Annotated in this window: 14 protein-coding genes and 1 pseudogene; 9 read left to right on the plus strand and 6 right to left on the minus strand. The window is 62.1% G+C overall.

Going from position 1 to position 14,368, the window contains the following annotated elements; translation table 11 throughout:
- Nucleotides 1-12: 12 nt before the first annotated feature.
- The 6 genes from LB551_RS18550 to LB551_RS18575 all read left to right on the plus strand — a co-directional run bounded on the left by LB551_RS18550 (nt 13) and on the right by LB551_RS18575 (nt 5,686).
- Entirely contained in the window at nt 13-1,242 is a 1,230-nt protein-coding gene (locus LB551_RS18550) for an urea ABC transporter substrate-binding protein (RefSeq protein ID WP_224660049.1), read from the plus strand.
- Nucleotides 1,243-1,322: 80 nt separating this feature from the next.
- Nucleotides 1,323-2,186 carry an ABC transporter permease subunit gene (locus LB551_RS18555; RefSeq protein ID WP_140551984.1) on the plus strand — a complete coding sequence of 288 codons (864 nt, stop codon included), beginning with the start codon at nt 1,323-1,325 and terminating at the stop codon, nt 2,184-2,186.
- Nucleotides 2,187-2,194: 8 nt separating this feature from the next.
- Complete coding sequence (locus LB551_RS18560) at nt 2,195-3,250, plus strand: branched-chain amino acid ABC transporter permease (protein ID WP_411910498.1); 1,056 nt, start codon at nt 2,195-2,197, stop codon at nt 3,248-3,250.
- A 2-nt stretch (nt 3,251-3,252) separates the two neighbouring features.
- Nucleotides 3,253-3,969 carry an ABC transporter ATP-binding protein gene (locus LB551_RS18565; protein ID WP_140551884.1) on the plus strand — a complete coding sequence of 239 codons (717 nt, stop codon included), beginning with the start codon at nt 3,253-3,255 and terminating at the stop codon, nt 3,967-3,969.
- The gene (urtE, locus tag LB551_RS18570; protein ID WP_224660050.1) at nt 3,962-4,672 is read left to right on the plus strand and encodes an urea ABC transporter ATP-binding subunit UrtE; all 711 of its coding nucleotides are present in this window, start codon (nt 3,962-3,964) and stop codon (nt 4,670-4,672) included. Before LB551_RS18565 ends, urtE begins: the two co-directional genes overlap by 8 nt.
- Before the next feature lie 24 nt (nt 4,673-4,696).
- Nucleotides 4,697-5,686, plus strand: coding sequence for an acetamidase/formamidase family protein (locus LB551_RS18575; RefSeq protein WP_140551882.1), 990 nt, complete (start codon nt 4,697-4,699; stop codon nt 5,684-5,686).
- 118 nt (nt 5,687-5,804) lie between these two features.
- Here LB551_RS18575 and LB551_RS30120 read toward each other — a convergent pair whose 3' ends face one another.
- The 3 genes and pseudogenes from LB551_RS30120 to LB551_RS18585 form a co-directional block, all read right to left on the minus strand.
- On the minus strand, nt 5,805-5,993 hold the full coding sequence (locus LB551_RS30120) for a DUF1330 domain-containing protein (RefSeq protein ID WP_411910501.1): 189 nt from the start codon (nt 5,991-5,993) through the stop codon (nt 5,805-5,807).
- A pseudogene (locus tag LB551_RS30125) lies at nt 5,963-6,100 on the minus strand (DUF1330 domain-containing protein); the annotation flags it as partial. The pseudogene LB551_RS30125 and the gene LB551_RS30120, both read right to left, overlap by 31 nt.
- A 48-nt stretch (nt 6,101-6,148) precedes the next feature.
- Complete coding sequence (locus LB551_RS18585) at nt 6,149-6,688, minus strand: isochorismatase family cysteine hydrolase (RefSeq protein ID WP_140551881.1); 540 nt, start codon at nt 6,686-6,688, stop codon at nt 6,149-6,151.
- Nucleotides 6,689-6,813: 125 nt separating this feature from the next.
- Here LB551_RS18585 and LB551_RS18590 point away from each other — a divergent pair, with 125 nt between their 5' ends.
- The 3 genes from LB551_RS18590 (at nt 6,814) to LB551_RS29950 (ending at nt 8,175) form a co-directional block, all read left to right on the plus strand.
- Nucleotides 6,814-7,341 carry an amino acid synthesis family protein gene (locus LB551_RS18590; RefSeq protein ID WP_140551880.1) on the plus strand — a complete coding sequence of 176 codons (528 nt, stop codon included), beginning with the start codon at nt 6,814-6,816 and terminating at the stop codon, nt 7,339-7,341.
- A gap of 81 nt (nt 7,342-7,422) precedes the next feature.
- Complete coding sequence (locus tag LB551_RS29945; RefSeq protein ID WP_263493258.1) at nt 7,423-7,677, plus strand: transposase; 255 nt, start codon at nt 7,423-7,425, stop codon at nt 7,675-7,677.
- Nucleotides 7,678-7,689: 12 nt separating this feature from the next.
- Nucleotides 7,690-8,175, plus strand: a complete 486-nt coding sequence (locus tag LB551_RS29950; protein WP_281408265.1) for an IS5 family transposase — start codon at nt 7,690-7,692, stop codon at nt 8,173-8,175.
- A 91-nt stretch (nt 8,176-8,266) separates the two neighbouring features.
- Here LB551_RS29950 and hydA read toward each other — a convergent pair whose 3' ends face one another.
- The 3 genes from hydA to LB551_RS18610 form a co-directional block, all read right to left on the minus strand.
- Nucleotides 8,267-9,628: a dihydropyrimidinase gene (hydA, locus tag LB551_RS18600; RefSeq protein WP_224660051.1), complete on the minus strand. Its 1,362-nt coding sequence runs from the start codon at nt 9,626-9,628 to the stop codon at nt 8,267-8,269.
- Between the two features lie 139 nt (nt 9,629-9,767).
- Complete coding sequence (locus LB551_RS18605; protein ID WP_224660052.1) at nt 9,768-11,438, minus strand: ABC transporter substrate-binding protein; 1,671 nt, start codon at nt 11,436-11,438, stop codon at nt 9,768-9,770.
- A 69-nt stretch (nt 11,439-11,507) separates the two neighbouring features.
- On the minus strand, nt 11,508-13,928 hold the full coding sequence (locus LB551_RS18610) for an FAD-dependent oxidoreductase (protein ID WP_140551877.1): 2,421 nt from the start codon (nt 13,926-13,928) through the stop codon (nt 11,508-11,510).
- Nucleotides 13,929-14,368: the final 440 nt, after the last annotated feature.

Below are 14,368 nucleotides of genomic sequence, written 5' to 3' on the forward strand. Positions count from 1 at the left end.
GGAGAAATCGATATGACTGCAAAGTGGTTACGGGCCGGGACGCTGGCATGCGCCATTGCCCTCTCGGGAGCGGCCTACGCCGCGGACCCGATCAAGATCGGCGTTCTCGAGGATCAGTCGGGCGACTTCGCCGCGGCGACCATCGGCAAGGTCCACGCCATCCAGCTCGCGACCGACGAGATCAACAAGGCGGGTGGCATTGCCGGGCGCCAGATCGAGCTGGTCATCTACGACACCCAGTCGGACAACAACAGATACCAGGAATTCATGCGCCGCGTACTGCAGCGCGACAAGGTCGATGTCGTCTTCGCGGGCTTCTCCTCGGCTTCGCGCGAAGCCTACCGCCCGATCGTCGACCAGCTTGACGGGTTGGCCTTCTACAACAACCAGTACGAAGGCGGCGTGTGCGACTCGCACATGATCGTGACCGGCGCCGTGCCGGAACAGCAGTTCTCGACTCTCATCCCCTGGATGATGGAGAAGTACGGCAAGCGCGTCTACACGATCGCGGCCGACTACAATTTCGGCCAGATCTCTGCCGAATGGGTCCGCAACATCGTCAAGGAGAATGGTGGCGAGATGGTCGGCGAGGAGTTCATCCCGCTCGGCGTCTCGCAGTTCTCGCAGACCATCCAGAACATCCAGAACGCGAAGCCTTCCTTCGTCGTGACGCTGCTGGTCGGAGCCGCGCAGGCGTCCTACTACGAACAGGCGTCATCGGCCAATCTCGGTCTGCCCATGGCGTCATCGGTCAACGTCGGCCAGGGTTACGAGCACAAGCGCTTCACCCCGCCGAGCCTCGCCAACATGTATGTGACGACGAACTACATCGAGGAAGTCGACACGCCGGCCAGCAAGGCTTTCCTGGAGAAGTTCCATGCGAAGTTCCCCAACGAGCCATACGTGAACCAGGAAGCCGCGAACTCCTACATCGCCATGAATCTCTACAAGGAGATGGTGGAGCGCGCGAACGGTTCGACCAAGCGTGACGATCTGCGCAAGGTGATCGCCCAGGGCGACGTCTGTTTCGACGGCCCGTCCGGCAAGGTCTGCCTCGATCCGAAGAGCCAGCACATGTCGCACACCATCTTTCTCGCCCATGTCAACAAGGACCACTCGATCGACTTCCCGAAAGTCTGGGAAGACATCAAGCCATACTGGCTGGGCGAAGCGGGTTGCGACCTGACGAAGTCGGACCCGATGGAACAGTACACGCCGTCCAATCCTCCGCCCAAGCAGTAGACCGACTTGCCGGGCGGGCGCATCGTCGTGCCCGCCCGGCGGCATGCCCGCCTGTTCGACCGGAGCCGCCCATGCAGTTCATGACAGCACTCGTATCGTCGGCCTACCAGTTCGGTGACGCCTTCGCTTTCCTCGTCTTGTCGGCCTGCGGGCTCGCTGTCATCTTCGGCATGATGGGCGTCATCAATCTCGCCCATGGCGAATTCATCATGTGCGGCGCCTATGTGACCGTCTTCGCGGTTCGCTGGGGCATACCGCTGCCCCTTGCGATCATCTGCGGCAGCCTGTTCGCGGGTCTGGTCGGCATCGTCATAGAACGGCTCATCGTGCGCAGGCTTTACGCCAGACCGCTCGATTCCATCCTCGCCACATGGGGCGTGAGCCTGATCGCTTCGCAGGGTACGCTCATCCTGTTCGGTCCGACCATGCGCGGCGTCGGCACGCCGCTCGGCAGCTTCACGGTGGGGAACCTGTCCTTCTCCTACTACCGGCTGGTTCTTATCGCGACCGCCCTGGCGGTTTTGCTGCTGCTCTATTTCATATTCAACAAGACCCGCTTCGGCGTGCTTGCGCGGGCGACCATCCAGGCGCCGCACATGGCCAGCGCGCTCGGCGTCGACACGAACCGCGTCTACGCCCTGACCTTCGGCATCGGCGCGGCGTTAGCCGGCCTGACCGGAGGCATCTACGCCCCCACCATGACGATGGTGCCGACGATGGGGACGACGTTCATCATGGAGGCCTTCGTGACGGTCGTGGTGGGCGGAGCCGACATCTTCATCGGAACCGCTCCGGCCGCGGCGCTACTCGCGGTCGTGAAGGCCTCATTGACGTCCTGGCAAGGCCAATTGGCCGGGCAGATCGGCCTTCTGCTGGCGGTCATCCTGGTCATCCGCCTGCTGCCCAAGGGCATCACCGGCTTGATCCTCAAGGACCGAGCGTAGGCAAGATGATGCTGTCACGGATTTTCAAACGCTTCGAGGGGCCGCAGACCATGGGCCGCGGGCCTGTGTTCTGGAGCCTGTTCGGGCTGGTTCTCGTCGCCGCCCTCGTCTATCCGCTGTCCGCCGACGGCTACGATGTCGGCAACAACATCTACTTCCTGAACTGGACGTTCATGGCGCTCGGCCTCAGCGTCATCTGGGGATATGGCGGCTCGCTGTCCTTCGGCCAGACCGCGTTCTTCGGCATCGCCGGCTACAGCTACGGCATCCTAACGGTCAACTTCGGCACCGCCTACGGTTTCGGCCTTGTTTCTGTCCTGCTCGCCGTCGCGATCGCGGCGCTGTTCGCGGCAATCCTGGGCTACTTCCTGTTCTTTGGTCGCATCAGCGGCATATTCCTCGGCATCGTGACCTTGTCGGTCACGCTCGCGCTCGAGCGCTTCATGGCGCAGACCGCCGGTCCGGAATGGAAAGTCGGATCGGCGCGGCTCAACGGCTTCAACGGCATGAGCGGCATGCCGCCGCTCACCCTGCCCTGGTTCGGCGGCGAACTGGTGCTCTTTCCCGACATCGGCCTCTACTACGTGGTTCTAGGCCTGGTCGTCGCCGTCTATCTCGGCCTGCGCGTGCTGGTCAATTCCAAGTTCGGCAACGTGCTGGTCGCCATCCGGGAAAATCCCGGACGCGCCGAAATGCTGGGCTACGACGTGCGCAGATACCAGCTTGCGGCCTTCATCCTCGGCGCTGCCCTCGCCGGGCTGAGCGGCGTGCTCTATACCAGTTGGGGCCAATACATCACGCCCTCCTCCATGGGCATCACCTCGGCGGCGCTGCCGATCATCTGGGTGGCGGTTGGCGGCCGGTCGGACCTCACGGCGACGCTCATCGGCACGCTCGTCGTCCTATCCGCCTTCCAGGCGTTGACGATCTACGGCAGCCAGTACGCGCTGGTGGTGATGGGCCTGTTGCTGGTCTGCACGGTCCTGCTGGCCCCCAAGGGCCTTGTCGCGAATGCAGGGCTGCTCCTGGCCTCCTTGTTTTCGCGCAAGGGCGGGAGCAAGTGACGATGGCGCTGCTCAGGACGGAAAAACTCAACAAACGCTTCGGCGGCCTTCATGTCACCGCCGACGTCAGCTTCTCGCTGGAGGCTGGCAAGATCCACTGCCTGATCGGGCCGAACGGCGCCGGCAAGAGCACCTTCTTCAAACTCCTTTTGGGAGAGCACCAGCCTTCGAGCGGGACGATCCTGTTCGACGGCGAGGACATCACGCACCTCAAGCCGTTCCAGCGCATCAACCGGGGCATGAGCGTGAAATTCCAGGTGCCGGGCATTTTCGGCGCGCTGAGCGCCCGCCAGAACCTCGAAATCGCCCTGCAGCACCGTGTCGGGCCAGCGACGCTCGACGAGGAAGTTGAGCGGCTGCTCGATTTCCTGCAATTGCGGCCGGTGGCGCTTCAGCTGGCGGGCAACCTCAGCCATGGCTTCAAGCAGTGGCTGGAGATCGGCATGGCCATCAGCCTCAAACCGAAGCTGCTGCTTCTGGACGAGCCAACCGCGGGGATGTCCCCCGAGGAAACCTTCATGACCGGCGAGATCGTCAAGCAGCTCAACGCCGAGGGCATGACGGTGCTTGCCGTCGAGCACGACATGGCGTTCGTTCGCCAAGTCGCCCAGCGGGTCTCCGTCCTTCATTTCGGGCGGCTGTTCGCCGAAGGCACGATCGACGAGATCGTCGCCGACGATCGGGTCGCGGCCATCTATCTGGGACAGAACCATGACTGAGGCCCTGCTCCAGATCAAAGGCCTTCGCGCCGGCTATGGCGGCAAGCCGGTCCTGCAGGGCATCGACCTCGAGATCGCCAAGGGCGAGATCGTGGCCGTCATAGGCCGCAACGGCGTCGGCAAATCGACCCTGATGAAGACCCTGATCGGGCTGGTCGACAGCATGGCGGGGACAATCCGGCTGGATTCGACCGAGCTGACGGGACTGACGCCATTCCGCAGGGCGCGGCTCGGGATAGGCTACGTCCCGCAAGGGCGAGACGTTTTCCCCCGCATGTCGGTTCGGGAAAACCTCCAGGTCGGGGTATCCATGAAGGGGCGCGTCGCGCCCGACATCTACGAGCACATCTACCAGCTCTTCCCCATCCTGAAGGAAAGATCGAAACAGCAAGCCGGCACCATGTCCGGCGGCCAGCAGCAGCAGCTCGCCATCGGACGCGTCCTCGTCGGATCGCCGCGACTTCTCCTGCTCGACGAGCCGTCCGAAGGCATCCAACCGTCGATCGTGCAGGACATGGGCCGCATCATCAAGCAACTAAACAGGAACAGCGGCATGACGATCATGTTCGTCGAGCAGAACCTCGACATGATCAAGGCCTTGGCCCAGCGCTGCTACGTGATCGACAAGGGCAGGATCGTCGCGCATGTGACGCCGCACGAACTCGAAGACCGCGACACCATCAGGAAATACCTGGCCGTCTAGGCCGGATCATAAGGAGAGAGACAAATGTCCTGGCTTGAAAACTCGATCATGGCTAGACGGGGCGTCGCCAAGGGAAAGGTCAAGACCGTCCACAACATGACGGAGGCCGACCAGGGCAAGTACCACTATGTCTACGGACCGTATGTGGAGCCGGTGCTGCGGGTCGATCCCGGCGCCGAGGTGTCGGTGGAGACCCATGACGCGTTCGAGGGCGTCATCAGGAAGGAAACGGACGTACCCAGCAAGCTTCTGAATTTCCCCTATCTCAATCCACAGAACGGACCGATCTTCGTCAACGGCGCGGAAAAGGGTGACTGCCTGGCCGTTTACATCAAGGAGGTCCGCCCCCGCGGGGAACAGCCATGCGGCACCACCTGCCTGATTACCGAATTCGGGGGGCTGGTGGGCACCGGCGATACGGCCGTGCTCAACGCACCCCTTCCCGAGCGGGTCAAGAAGCTGCATGTCGATGCCAAGAAGGGCGTGGTCTGGAACGACAAGATCACGATCCCCTACGAGCCCTTCATCGGCACGATCGGCACCTCCCCGGAGATCGAGGCGATCTCCTCTCTGCAGCCGGACTATTACGGCGGGAACATGGATCTGCCGGATGTCGCACCCGGCGCCGTCATCTACCTGCCGGTCAATGCGGCCGGCGGCCTGCTCTATCTCGGCGACTGCCACGCCAACCAGGGTGACGGCGAGCTTTGCGGCGTCGCCATCGAGCACCCGACCGTGACGACCGTGCAGATCGACCTCATCAAGGGCTGGAACTTCAAATGGGCCCGGCTCGAGAACGAGAAGTCGATCATGACGATCGGTTCCGGGCGTCCGATGGAGGACGCCGTCCGCATCGCCTATCGCGAACTGGTCCGCTGGATGGCCGCCGAATACGGCTTCACCGAGCTCGACGCCTATATGCTTCTGACACAGGTAGGCCGGGTCAGGCTGGGCAACATGGTGGACCCGAAATACACGCTGGGTGCCTCCATCCTGAAGCACTACCTGGCGTGACGATCTTTTCGAAGCCGGATCTTCGGTGCTGAACTGGCGCGGCCGGTTCATCGCCAATGTCGGTCATGTCCTGCGCACCGAAGGCAACAGAGTGCTATCGGCGTTCAGTCTGCGACCATCATTGCAAAGGATCCGAGAGCACGCCCTCGACAACAATTATATCGTTGATCGACGCGTCTTTCCGAAGGGCAATCGCCTTCCGGTATTCCAGGGATTCGTAGCAGGCGAGCGCGGTGTCGTAGTCCGGAAACTTACGGTCCCGCCCTGGCCTTCCACAACCTTCGAACGCCCTGCCCTTACAAGATATCTGCCGCCATACTTGCCGAACGGCTCGAGGACGTAGTCGAGATACTGCTTGTATTTTTCCGCGTCCTCGACATGCACGGATGCAGTCCAGTAGGCTTTCTGTTTCATCTGACTCTCTTCCGGCGACGACCGTTTCCCAGCGTAGACAACTCGGGATCAGCTTTCGGCACGTGTCCCGATCTCGGCCAGAATTTCGTCGGTCGTCACCACGTCGGCGAAGAGATGCCGCATGGAATCCAGCGAACTGTTGTGTTCCTCGTCGGTGTAGGTCGCGGTGGCGTCCGAAACGACGATCACCTTGTAGTTCTGCATCATGGCGTCGCGCGCGCTGCACTCGCAACAGATGTTGGTGGCGGTGCCGACGATCACCACGGTGTCGATCCCCCGCCCGGCCAGGAAATCCGGCAGCTCGGACGAGTTGGACCACTCGGCATGCGCCTGCGCATCGATCGTATTCAAGGTGAAGATGACTGGTGCGCCGGCGGCCCGGAAGGCCTGAGACAAGGCATTGATGTTCGGCGCGATTTCACGGGCCACGGGAATTTCGGCCGGCATGCCCGGCTCCATGTATCCGTTCTGCATGTCGATGAAGACCAGCGCGGTTCGTTGGGGATCGATCTTGTCGAAAACCCGGAACTTGCCGCGGCGGGACAATATCCGATTGCTTATCGATGGAGATTCCTGGCGCTTGTGCATGTCGATGTCTCCGGTCGTGGCGGCGCGCGAAAGGCTCTTGTTTTCGGTGCGGCTGATGTCAGGCAGCCGAAGTTTCTGGCCCGGGTCAGCGGTAAGCTTCGCCCCGGAACTTCAGCAGCAGCTCGTTGAACGGTTTCGGGCTGTCCAGCGAGGACAAGTGGCTTCCGCCGGCGATGATGCTGAGCATCTCCGCGGTCACGCGCGCCGCCGCCTGCGCCGTTGTCCAGAACCCGCTGGCAGGCAAGGCTGCCGAAGACCTTTTGGAGCTTGTCTCCTATGGCGCCGAACTCGGAGACCTGCTCGTGCGCGAGGCGGCGATGCTTCTTTCGAAACCCGTCGTCTCCTATGGCAAGGCCGCTATTGTCGGTCCTGGCGGAGACATCGAACATGCCGCAGCGATCCTCCATCCGCGCATGGGCAAGCCTATCCGGGCGTTCATTGGCGGCGGCAAGGCGCTGATCTCGTCGACACAGAAGGTCGCCACGGCGGGAAGTTCGATCGACGTGCCGCTCGGCCACAAGGACGAAGCCTGGTCATTCGACCACATCGACACAATGACGGTGGCGGTGCGCAGCGCGCCACGGGCGGACGAGATCGTGGTTGTCGTCGCCTTGTCGGATGGCGGCCGCCCCAGACCCAGGCTTAGCGACTAGGTCCAATCTACATTCAGGATTCTCAACGCGGCATTGTGCTGATTCATGGCGTTCCGAAGTCTGTGATTCGGAGCGCGATGAATGGCCAAGCGATACGAACTGACGAACGCGCAGTGGGAGCACATTGCCTCGCTGTTGCCGGGTAAAGCAGGCGATCCGGGCCGCACCGCCGCCGACAATCGCCTATTCGTCGACGGCGTTCTGTGGGTGCTGCGCTCCGGCGCCCACTGGCACGACCTGCCGGCGCGATACGGCAAATGGAAGAGCGTCCACACCCGCTTCTCGCTGGGCCAAGAAAGGTGTGTGGGAGCGCGTCTTCAAAGCCCTCGTCGATGATCCCAACAACCAATATCTCATGCTCGACACCACCCTGGTTCGTGCCCACCAGCAGGCAGCGAGCGGAAAAGGGGGGACGAGAACCAGGCTCTGGGGCGTTCCCAGGGAGGACTGACCACCAAGATCCACATGCTTGCCGATGCATTCGGCCGGCCGCTGCGCTTCATGCTCACCGGCGGGCAGGTGCACGACATCGTCACTGCCCCGATGCTTCTGGAAGGCATCCAGGGGACTGCCGTAGTCGCCGACAAAGCCTACGACAGCAACGGCTTGCGCCAGATCATCGCCGACGCCGGCATGCGCGCCATCATTCCCTCCAAGCGATCCCGCAAAGTGCAGATCCCGCACGACGCCGTCCTCTACAAAACGCGCAACCGCATCGAACGCTGCTTCAACAAGCTCAAGCACTTCAGACGCTTCGCAACGCGCTTCGATCGTCGCGTCCTGCACTTCCTTGCTTTCATCCACCTCGCCGCAGCCATGCTATGGATGCACTGAATGTCGATACAGCCTAGTTCTGGCAAGCGCCGCGCTGCGGCGTGCCGCGCGTTTGGCGCGGCGAAGACAGCCTGGCGTATTTGCGCAACCTCTATGAGGAGCGCTTCCCTGTTCCCCGTTCGATGAACCGGCCACGCCCGGGCTTGCCCAGGAACGACCCGCCATCTGCGAGGACCTCGCCGCGGCTGATCGTCATTTGCGGATATCCACGCACCGATATGCCGTCGTAGGAGCTGTAATCGATGTCGGAATGGAGCGTCTCGGCCGAGAACGTGAATTCCTTGTTCGGATCGAACACCACCACATCCGCGTCGTAGCCGGGCAGGAGCTGACCCTTTTTGGGGAGGCCGAAGATTTTCGCAGGGTTGGTGCAGCACACCTCGACCCACCTGTTGCGGCTGAGCCTGCCTGCGTTCACGCCGAAATGATGAATCAGCGCCAGACGGGCCTCGATACCCGATATCCCATGGGCGGGTTGGCCCGGGGGCCGCTTGCGCGGACCATGGTCGGTGGACACGATGTCGAGAGTGCCATCCGCGAGAGCCTGCCAAAGCGCATCTTGATGGCGCTTCTCCCGTATCGGCGGGCTGGTCTGGATGGAGAAACCGTTGGCCAGGGTTCGCTCATAGTCGTCGCTGGTGTAAACCAGATAGGCCACGCAGACCTCGCCATACACGCTCTGACCACGTGCTTTGGCGTGCCTGATCTCGCGCACGCCTTCCTCGCAGGTTTGGTGATAGAGGATCAGGCGGGCGCCGGTGTGCGCCGCGAAGGCTATCACGCGATGGACGGCCTCGCCTTCGGTCGCGGAAGGAAGTGCCGACAGATACCACTCCGTGCCGGTCTTGCCTTCCTTCGCCAGACGGGCCTTCAGCATCCTGATGATGTCGTCGTTTTCGGCGTGGACCACCGCGAGGCCGTCGCGTTCGGCGATGACTTCCATCGCGCTGAAGATGGTGGCGTCGTTCAGCCGGTAGCCGTCATAGGCCATGAACATCTTGATGGAGGTGACCCCGCGATCGAAGATGTCGTGCAATTCTCCAATTCGAGACGGGTCGGTGTCGCGTATCGTGAGGTTGAACGCATAGTCGATCACCGCCTCGCCTTCGGCCTCCTTTTGCCGGACATCCAATTCCTTGACGAGATTGACGCCGGAATAGGGCGACGCGAAATCGACGAATGTCGTCACGCCGCCGATCGCAGCGGCCCTGCTGCCGACCCCGAACGAATCCGCACCCGGCGTATAGAGCGGGGCGTAGCGCGGGTCGGTCAGATGCACATGCGCATCGATGGCTCCGGGAAGCACATAACGACCCCGCGCGTCGATTTCCCTCTGCCCGACCAACCCCTGCCCAATGGCAGCGATCTGTTCGCCGTTTATGCCCACATCGGCAAGAAACGTATCATTGGCGGTGATCACCGTGCCGTTTTTGACAACCAGATCGTAGCTCATGGAGTTTCCACCTTCAGCTTGGTGAGAATTCAGAGGGGCGCACCGCGTGATGCGACGCCGATAGGGGCACGGTCCCTGCCCTCCCAGAGATTTCGGGAGGGCGTGAACCGTCTTCCAGTCGACGGCGAGCCGGCGCTGTCTAGGCCTTCACGACTGCGTAATCCTTGGCGAAGATGAACTCCGACGGGTGCTTCTCGAAGCCCTTCACCTTCTTGTCCATCACGGTCTGCTGGTCGCGCCAGTAAGGCTGGATGATCGGGCTTTCGTCCTGCAGGATCAGCTCGATCTTCTCCATCACCTTGGAGCGCTCCTTCGGATCGAGGATGCCCTCGGCCTGGGTCAGCAGTTTGTCGAATTCGGCGTTGGAGAAATGCGACTCGTTCCATGCCACGTTCGAGCGGTAGGCCAACCCCAGCGTCATGATGCCGAGCGGCCGATGGCTCCATCCCGTGATGGAGAACGGAACCTTGGTCCATATGTCCCAATATTGGGCATTCGGCAGGGTCTTGATGTTGATCTTCACGCCGATGTCCTTGAACTGCTCGACCAGCGTCTGCGCCATGGCGACCTCATAGGCCGGTTCGGAGCGCGTGATCATGTCGTGCTCGAACCCATCCGGGAATCCGGCGTCGGCCAGAAGCTTCTTCGCTTTCTCGACGTCTCGATCGATCTTGGGCAACGGAGCATACTCCGGATGCGACGGGGCGACGTGGTGATCCTCCCCTTCCGCTCCACCGCCGAGCAGGGCCAATTGAATGATCTTGTTGCGATCCACGGCGAGCCTCATCGCCTGGCGCACGCGCTTGTCGGCGAACGGACCTTCCGGGTGCATGCGCGCGACCGTCGTCTGGGCCGACGGGACGCTGTAGACGGCAACATGCGGGAAACTCTTCATCGAGTTGATTTCGACGCGATCCGCAGTCGACAGGCCATCGACCTGTTTCGAGGCCATGGCGGCGATGCCGGCCCCGGCGCCGTCACCAAGATCGACGAAGGCGAACGTGTCGAGGTACGGGCCTCCGCCCCAATAGTCCGTCCTGGCCTTGAACTTGGCGTTCTTTCCGATGTTGTACTCGATGAGTTCGAACGGCCCGGTTCCGTTCGTGCCGACGCCGAACGCACCATTGTCGTTGGGATCGATGATCGGCATCGCGTAGTGGAAGAAATGTTCCGCCACCGCCACCTGGGGCGACTTGCAATTCAGCCTGACGGTATGATCGTCGACCTTCTCGATGGCATTGTCGGACCACAGGCGGCTCGACATCTTTGCGTTGCCCTTGTCGTCCTTCTCGCCGGTATCGTACTGTTCGACGAGGTAACCCGTCATCAGGCCCAGCATCGAAGAGCCGACCTTGGGATCGCAGACACGCTTGAGGTTCCATACGACGTCGTCGGCGGTGAAGTCCCTGCCGTCGTGCCATTTCACGCCCTTGCGAACATGCAGCGTCCAGGTTTTCAAGTCGTCGCTGACATCCCATTTCTCCAGAAGGTAAGGACGGGTGATGTTATCGCGATCGGTGAAGGTCAGAAATTCGCAAACTTGGCGGATGACGTTGGACTTCTCGTAGAAGTCGATGGTGTGGGGATCCTTGATCTCCTGGCAACGCATGCCGATCCGCAGATTTCCACCTTTCGGCATATCCTCGGCGCGAGCCTGGGACATAGGCTCGGGCAGCCCCGCCATGGCATAGGCGGCCGTCGCCGAAAGCCCAAGCAGCGTTGCCTTCCTGAGAAAGTCGCGGCGGCCGATCCGGCCGTCCTTCATCTGGTCGAGAAGCGTAGGAATATAGGGATGCGATGCTTTTTCCACGGTATTACCTCCCAGTTGCCGCAGGTCTAGATCATGCGATAACCCTTTGGCGCGCCACGATTTTCATAATCAGGCCCGCAGTCTCTTGCCATCGGGGTCGAAAGGCGGCCGGTCGAGCAACACGGCCTTATGCGGGTGGCCGAGGATCGCGACCGTGACCGCTTCGCCGGACTTGACGGAGCCCGCCTTCACGTAGCCAAGCGCCAGCGACATGCCGACATGGTAGCCATAGGCGCCGGACGTGACCTGGCCGACCGGCGTGCCGTCCGGCAGGAAGATCGGCTCGCCGCCCGTGGCATCGGCATCCTCCGCCTCGATCGAGATCATGATCAACTCGTCGCGCGCCGGCTTGGACGCCAGCGCAGCATAGGCGCCCCGATTGAGGAAATCGCCCTTGTCCATCTTGACCAGCCGGTCGAGCCTGACCTCCTGCGGCCAGTATTCGGGCGAATATTCGCGACCCCAACTGCCGTAGCCTTTCTCGACCCTGAGTGACATCAGCGCGCGCGAGCCGACCGGCCCGCCGCCTTCCTGCCGCGCGGCGTCGAGCAACGCGCTGTAAAGAGCAGTCTGGTCCTTCTCTTCGCAGTAGAGTTCCCAGCCGAGGTCTCCGGTGAAGGACACGCGCAATGCGATGACATCGACGCGTGCAACGGTGATGCGGCGCGATGCCATGAAGGGGAAGGATTCGGTCGTCAGATCGTCATTGGTAAGTCGCTGCAGCACCGCGCGCGACTTCGGTCCGGCAACATTAAAGCCGCACATCGCCTCGGTCAGCGAGCGGAACGTGGTGTCTGGAGGCAACGGCACCATCTTGAAGAAGCGCTGATGGTAGCGTTCGGCCATGCCGGAGCCGAAAATGCGATATTCGTCTTCGCCGAGCTTGGTCACCGTGAAGTCGCCGGCAATGCCGCCGCGCTTGCCGATCAGCGGCGTCAGGCAGGATTTGCCGACCTTGGCAGGGATCTTGTTGGCGAAGAGTGCGTTCAGCCAAGCCTCGGCACCCGGCCCCTTCACCTCGTATTTGGCGAAGTTGGAAACATCGATAACGCCGACGTGGTCGCGCAGCATGCGCGCCTCGCGGCCGACGGGATGCCACCAGTTCTGCCTGGTGAACCCTATCGTCTCTTCTCGAGGCTCGCCGTCGGTCGAGAACCACAGCGGATGCTCCCAGCCGAAATTCAGGCCGAAGACCGCGCCCTTATCCTTCTGCATGGCATAGGCCGGTCGCGTCCGCACCGGCCGCCCTGCCGCGCGCTCCTCATTCGGGAAATGGATCTTGAAACGGTGGCTGTACTGATCCTGCACCCGCGCCTTGACGAAGGCCTTGCTTGCCCAGTGGCCGAACCGGGCGAGATCCCAGCCGAACATGTCGAGCGTCGGCTCGCCCTCGATCATCCACTCTGCGGCGAGTTTGCCGAGTCCGCCGGATTGCGAGAATCCAGGGATGAGGCCGTTGCAGCAGAAATAGTTCCTCAACTCCGGAACGGGCCCGAACAGCGCCGCGCTATCCGGCGACCAGATCATCGGCCCGTTGATGACCTTCTTGATGCCCGCGGCGCCAACCGCCGGCACGCGTGCGATGGCGCGCATCATGTTTTCCTCGATGCGCTCCAGATCGTCGGGGAAGAGCTCATGGCCGAAATCCAGCGGCGTGCCGTCCTCCGCCCAGAATTTCATCGCCCGCTCATAGGCGCCGATCAGCAGGCCAAGGCCCTCCTGGCGGAGGTAGTATTCGCCGTCGCGGTCGGCGACCGAAGGCAGGCGCCTGCCCATATTGGCGATTTCCGGGATGGTCTCGGTCACGAAATACTGGTGCTCGGTGGGGATCAGCGGAAGTTCCAGCCCGGCCATGGCGGCGACCTCGCGTCCCCACAGGCCGGCGGCGTTGACCACCCATTGCGCGTGCACGTCGCCTTTGGTGGTGCGCACGATCCAGCTGCCGTCCGGCTGCTGCTCCGTTCCTGTCACAGGGGTAAAACGGTGGATCTCGGCGCCGCGCTGGCGCGCGCCGGCGGCATAGGCCATCGTGACGCCCGAAGGATCGACGTTGCCGCCCTCGGGTTCGTACATGATGCAGCGTATGCCATCGAAATCCACCAGCGGGTGCAGGCGCTCAGCCTCGGCCCGGTCGACCTGGTAGAAATTCATCTTGTAGCGGCGGGCCTTGGCCTCCTGCAGCCTGAGCTGATGTTCCCGCGCCTCGGTCTGGGCAAGGTAGAGCGATCCCGGCTGGAAGACGCCGCAGCCCTGCCCCGTCTCCTTCTCCAGCTCCTTGTAGAGCGCCATCGTGTAATGCTGCAGACGGCTGATGTTGGTGGAGTCGTGCAGGCCGTGGATGTTGGCCGCCGCGTGCCAAGTCGAGCCCGAGGTCAGTTCATCGCGCTCGAATAGCACGACATCGGTCCAGCCATGTTTCGCGAGATGATAAAGGATGGAGCATCCGATCAGACCGCCGCCGATCACAACAGCCTGGGCATGGGTCCGCATTTCACGTGTTCCTTTTGGCTCTAGGTCCGAGGGCAGGCAGATTTGCAATAGGCATGATGGTGACTGAGGGCTGGGCTCGGCTTACGCTCGCCGGCATGCCCTCACTTTTTCGAGTATCGGCAGTGTAGAAAGCCCGACAAATGGCTGTAAAGCCTGCCATTGGGCGCCAATCCCGGTTTCGGCTATGATTTTGGCCAAAAAAAACGAGGTCATAGCCACATTAATCTTCGTTTGTGGACAGGGGTGCCCGGTGTAGCTTCTAGTGGGGAAATGAGCAGCTGTATCAACGGCGCCACGAATGGGAGTCACCGCTATGGACATGCATCCGCGGCATGGGGACAGGCCGGTTTTCCGGCAAGCCTTTTCGCCGACCACGCATTGTCACCACGGGCCTTGGAGTTGCGCGTCCGCCAGCGAGTTCGGTTCCTTGCCGACCGAAC

Source organism: Mesorhizobium sp. BR1-1-2, assembly GCF_020165435.1.
Lineage (GTDB): Bacteria > Pseudomonadota > Alphaproteobacteria > Rhizobiales > Rhizobiaceae > Mesorhizobium.

Bases quoted from the DNA above. Each gene is read 5' to 3' on its own strand.
- LB551_RS18565 (WP_140551884.1), top strand. From the start codon at position 3,253: ATGGCGCTGCTCAGGACGGAAAAACTCAACAAACGCTTCGGCGGCCTT.
- LB551_RS18555 (WP_140551984.1), top strand. From the start codon at position 1,323: ATGACAGCACTCGTATCGTCGGCCTACCAGTTCGGTGACGCCTTCGCT.
- urtE (WP_224660050.1), top strand. From the start codon at position 3,962: ATGACTGAGGCCCTGCTCCAGATCAAAGGCCTTCGCGCCGGCTATGGC.
- LB551_RS29945 (WP_263493258.1), top strand. From the start codon at position 7,423: ATGGCCAAGCGATACGAACTGACGAACGCGCAGTGGGAGCACATTGCC.
- LB551_RS18550 (WP_224660049.1), top strand. From the start codon at position 13: ATGACTGCAAAGTGGTTACGGGCCGGGACGCTGGCATGCGCCATTGCC.
- LB551_RS18610 (WP_140551877.1), bottom strand. From the start codon at position 13,928: ATGCGGACCCATGCCCAGGCTGTTGTGATCGGCGGCGGTCTGATCGGA.
- LB551_RS18560 (WP_411910498.1), top strand. From the start codon at position 2,195: ATGCTGTCACGGATTTTCAAACGCTTCGAGGGGCCGCAGACCATGGGC.
- hydA (WP_224660051.1), bottom strand. From the start codon at position 9,628: ATGAGCTACGATCTGGTTGTCAAAAACGGCACGGTGATCACCGCCAAT.
- LB551_RS18585 (WP_140551881.1), bottom strand. From the start codon at position 6,688: ATGCACAAGCGCCAGGAATCTCCATCGATAAGCAATCGGATATTGTCC.
- LB551_RS18575 (WP_140551882.1), top strand. From the start codon at position 4,697: ATGTCCTGGCTTGAAAACTCGATCATGGCTAGACGGGGCGTCGCCAAG.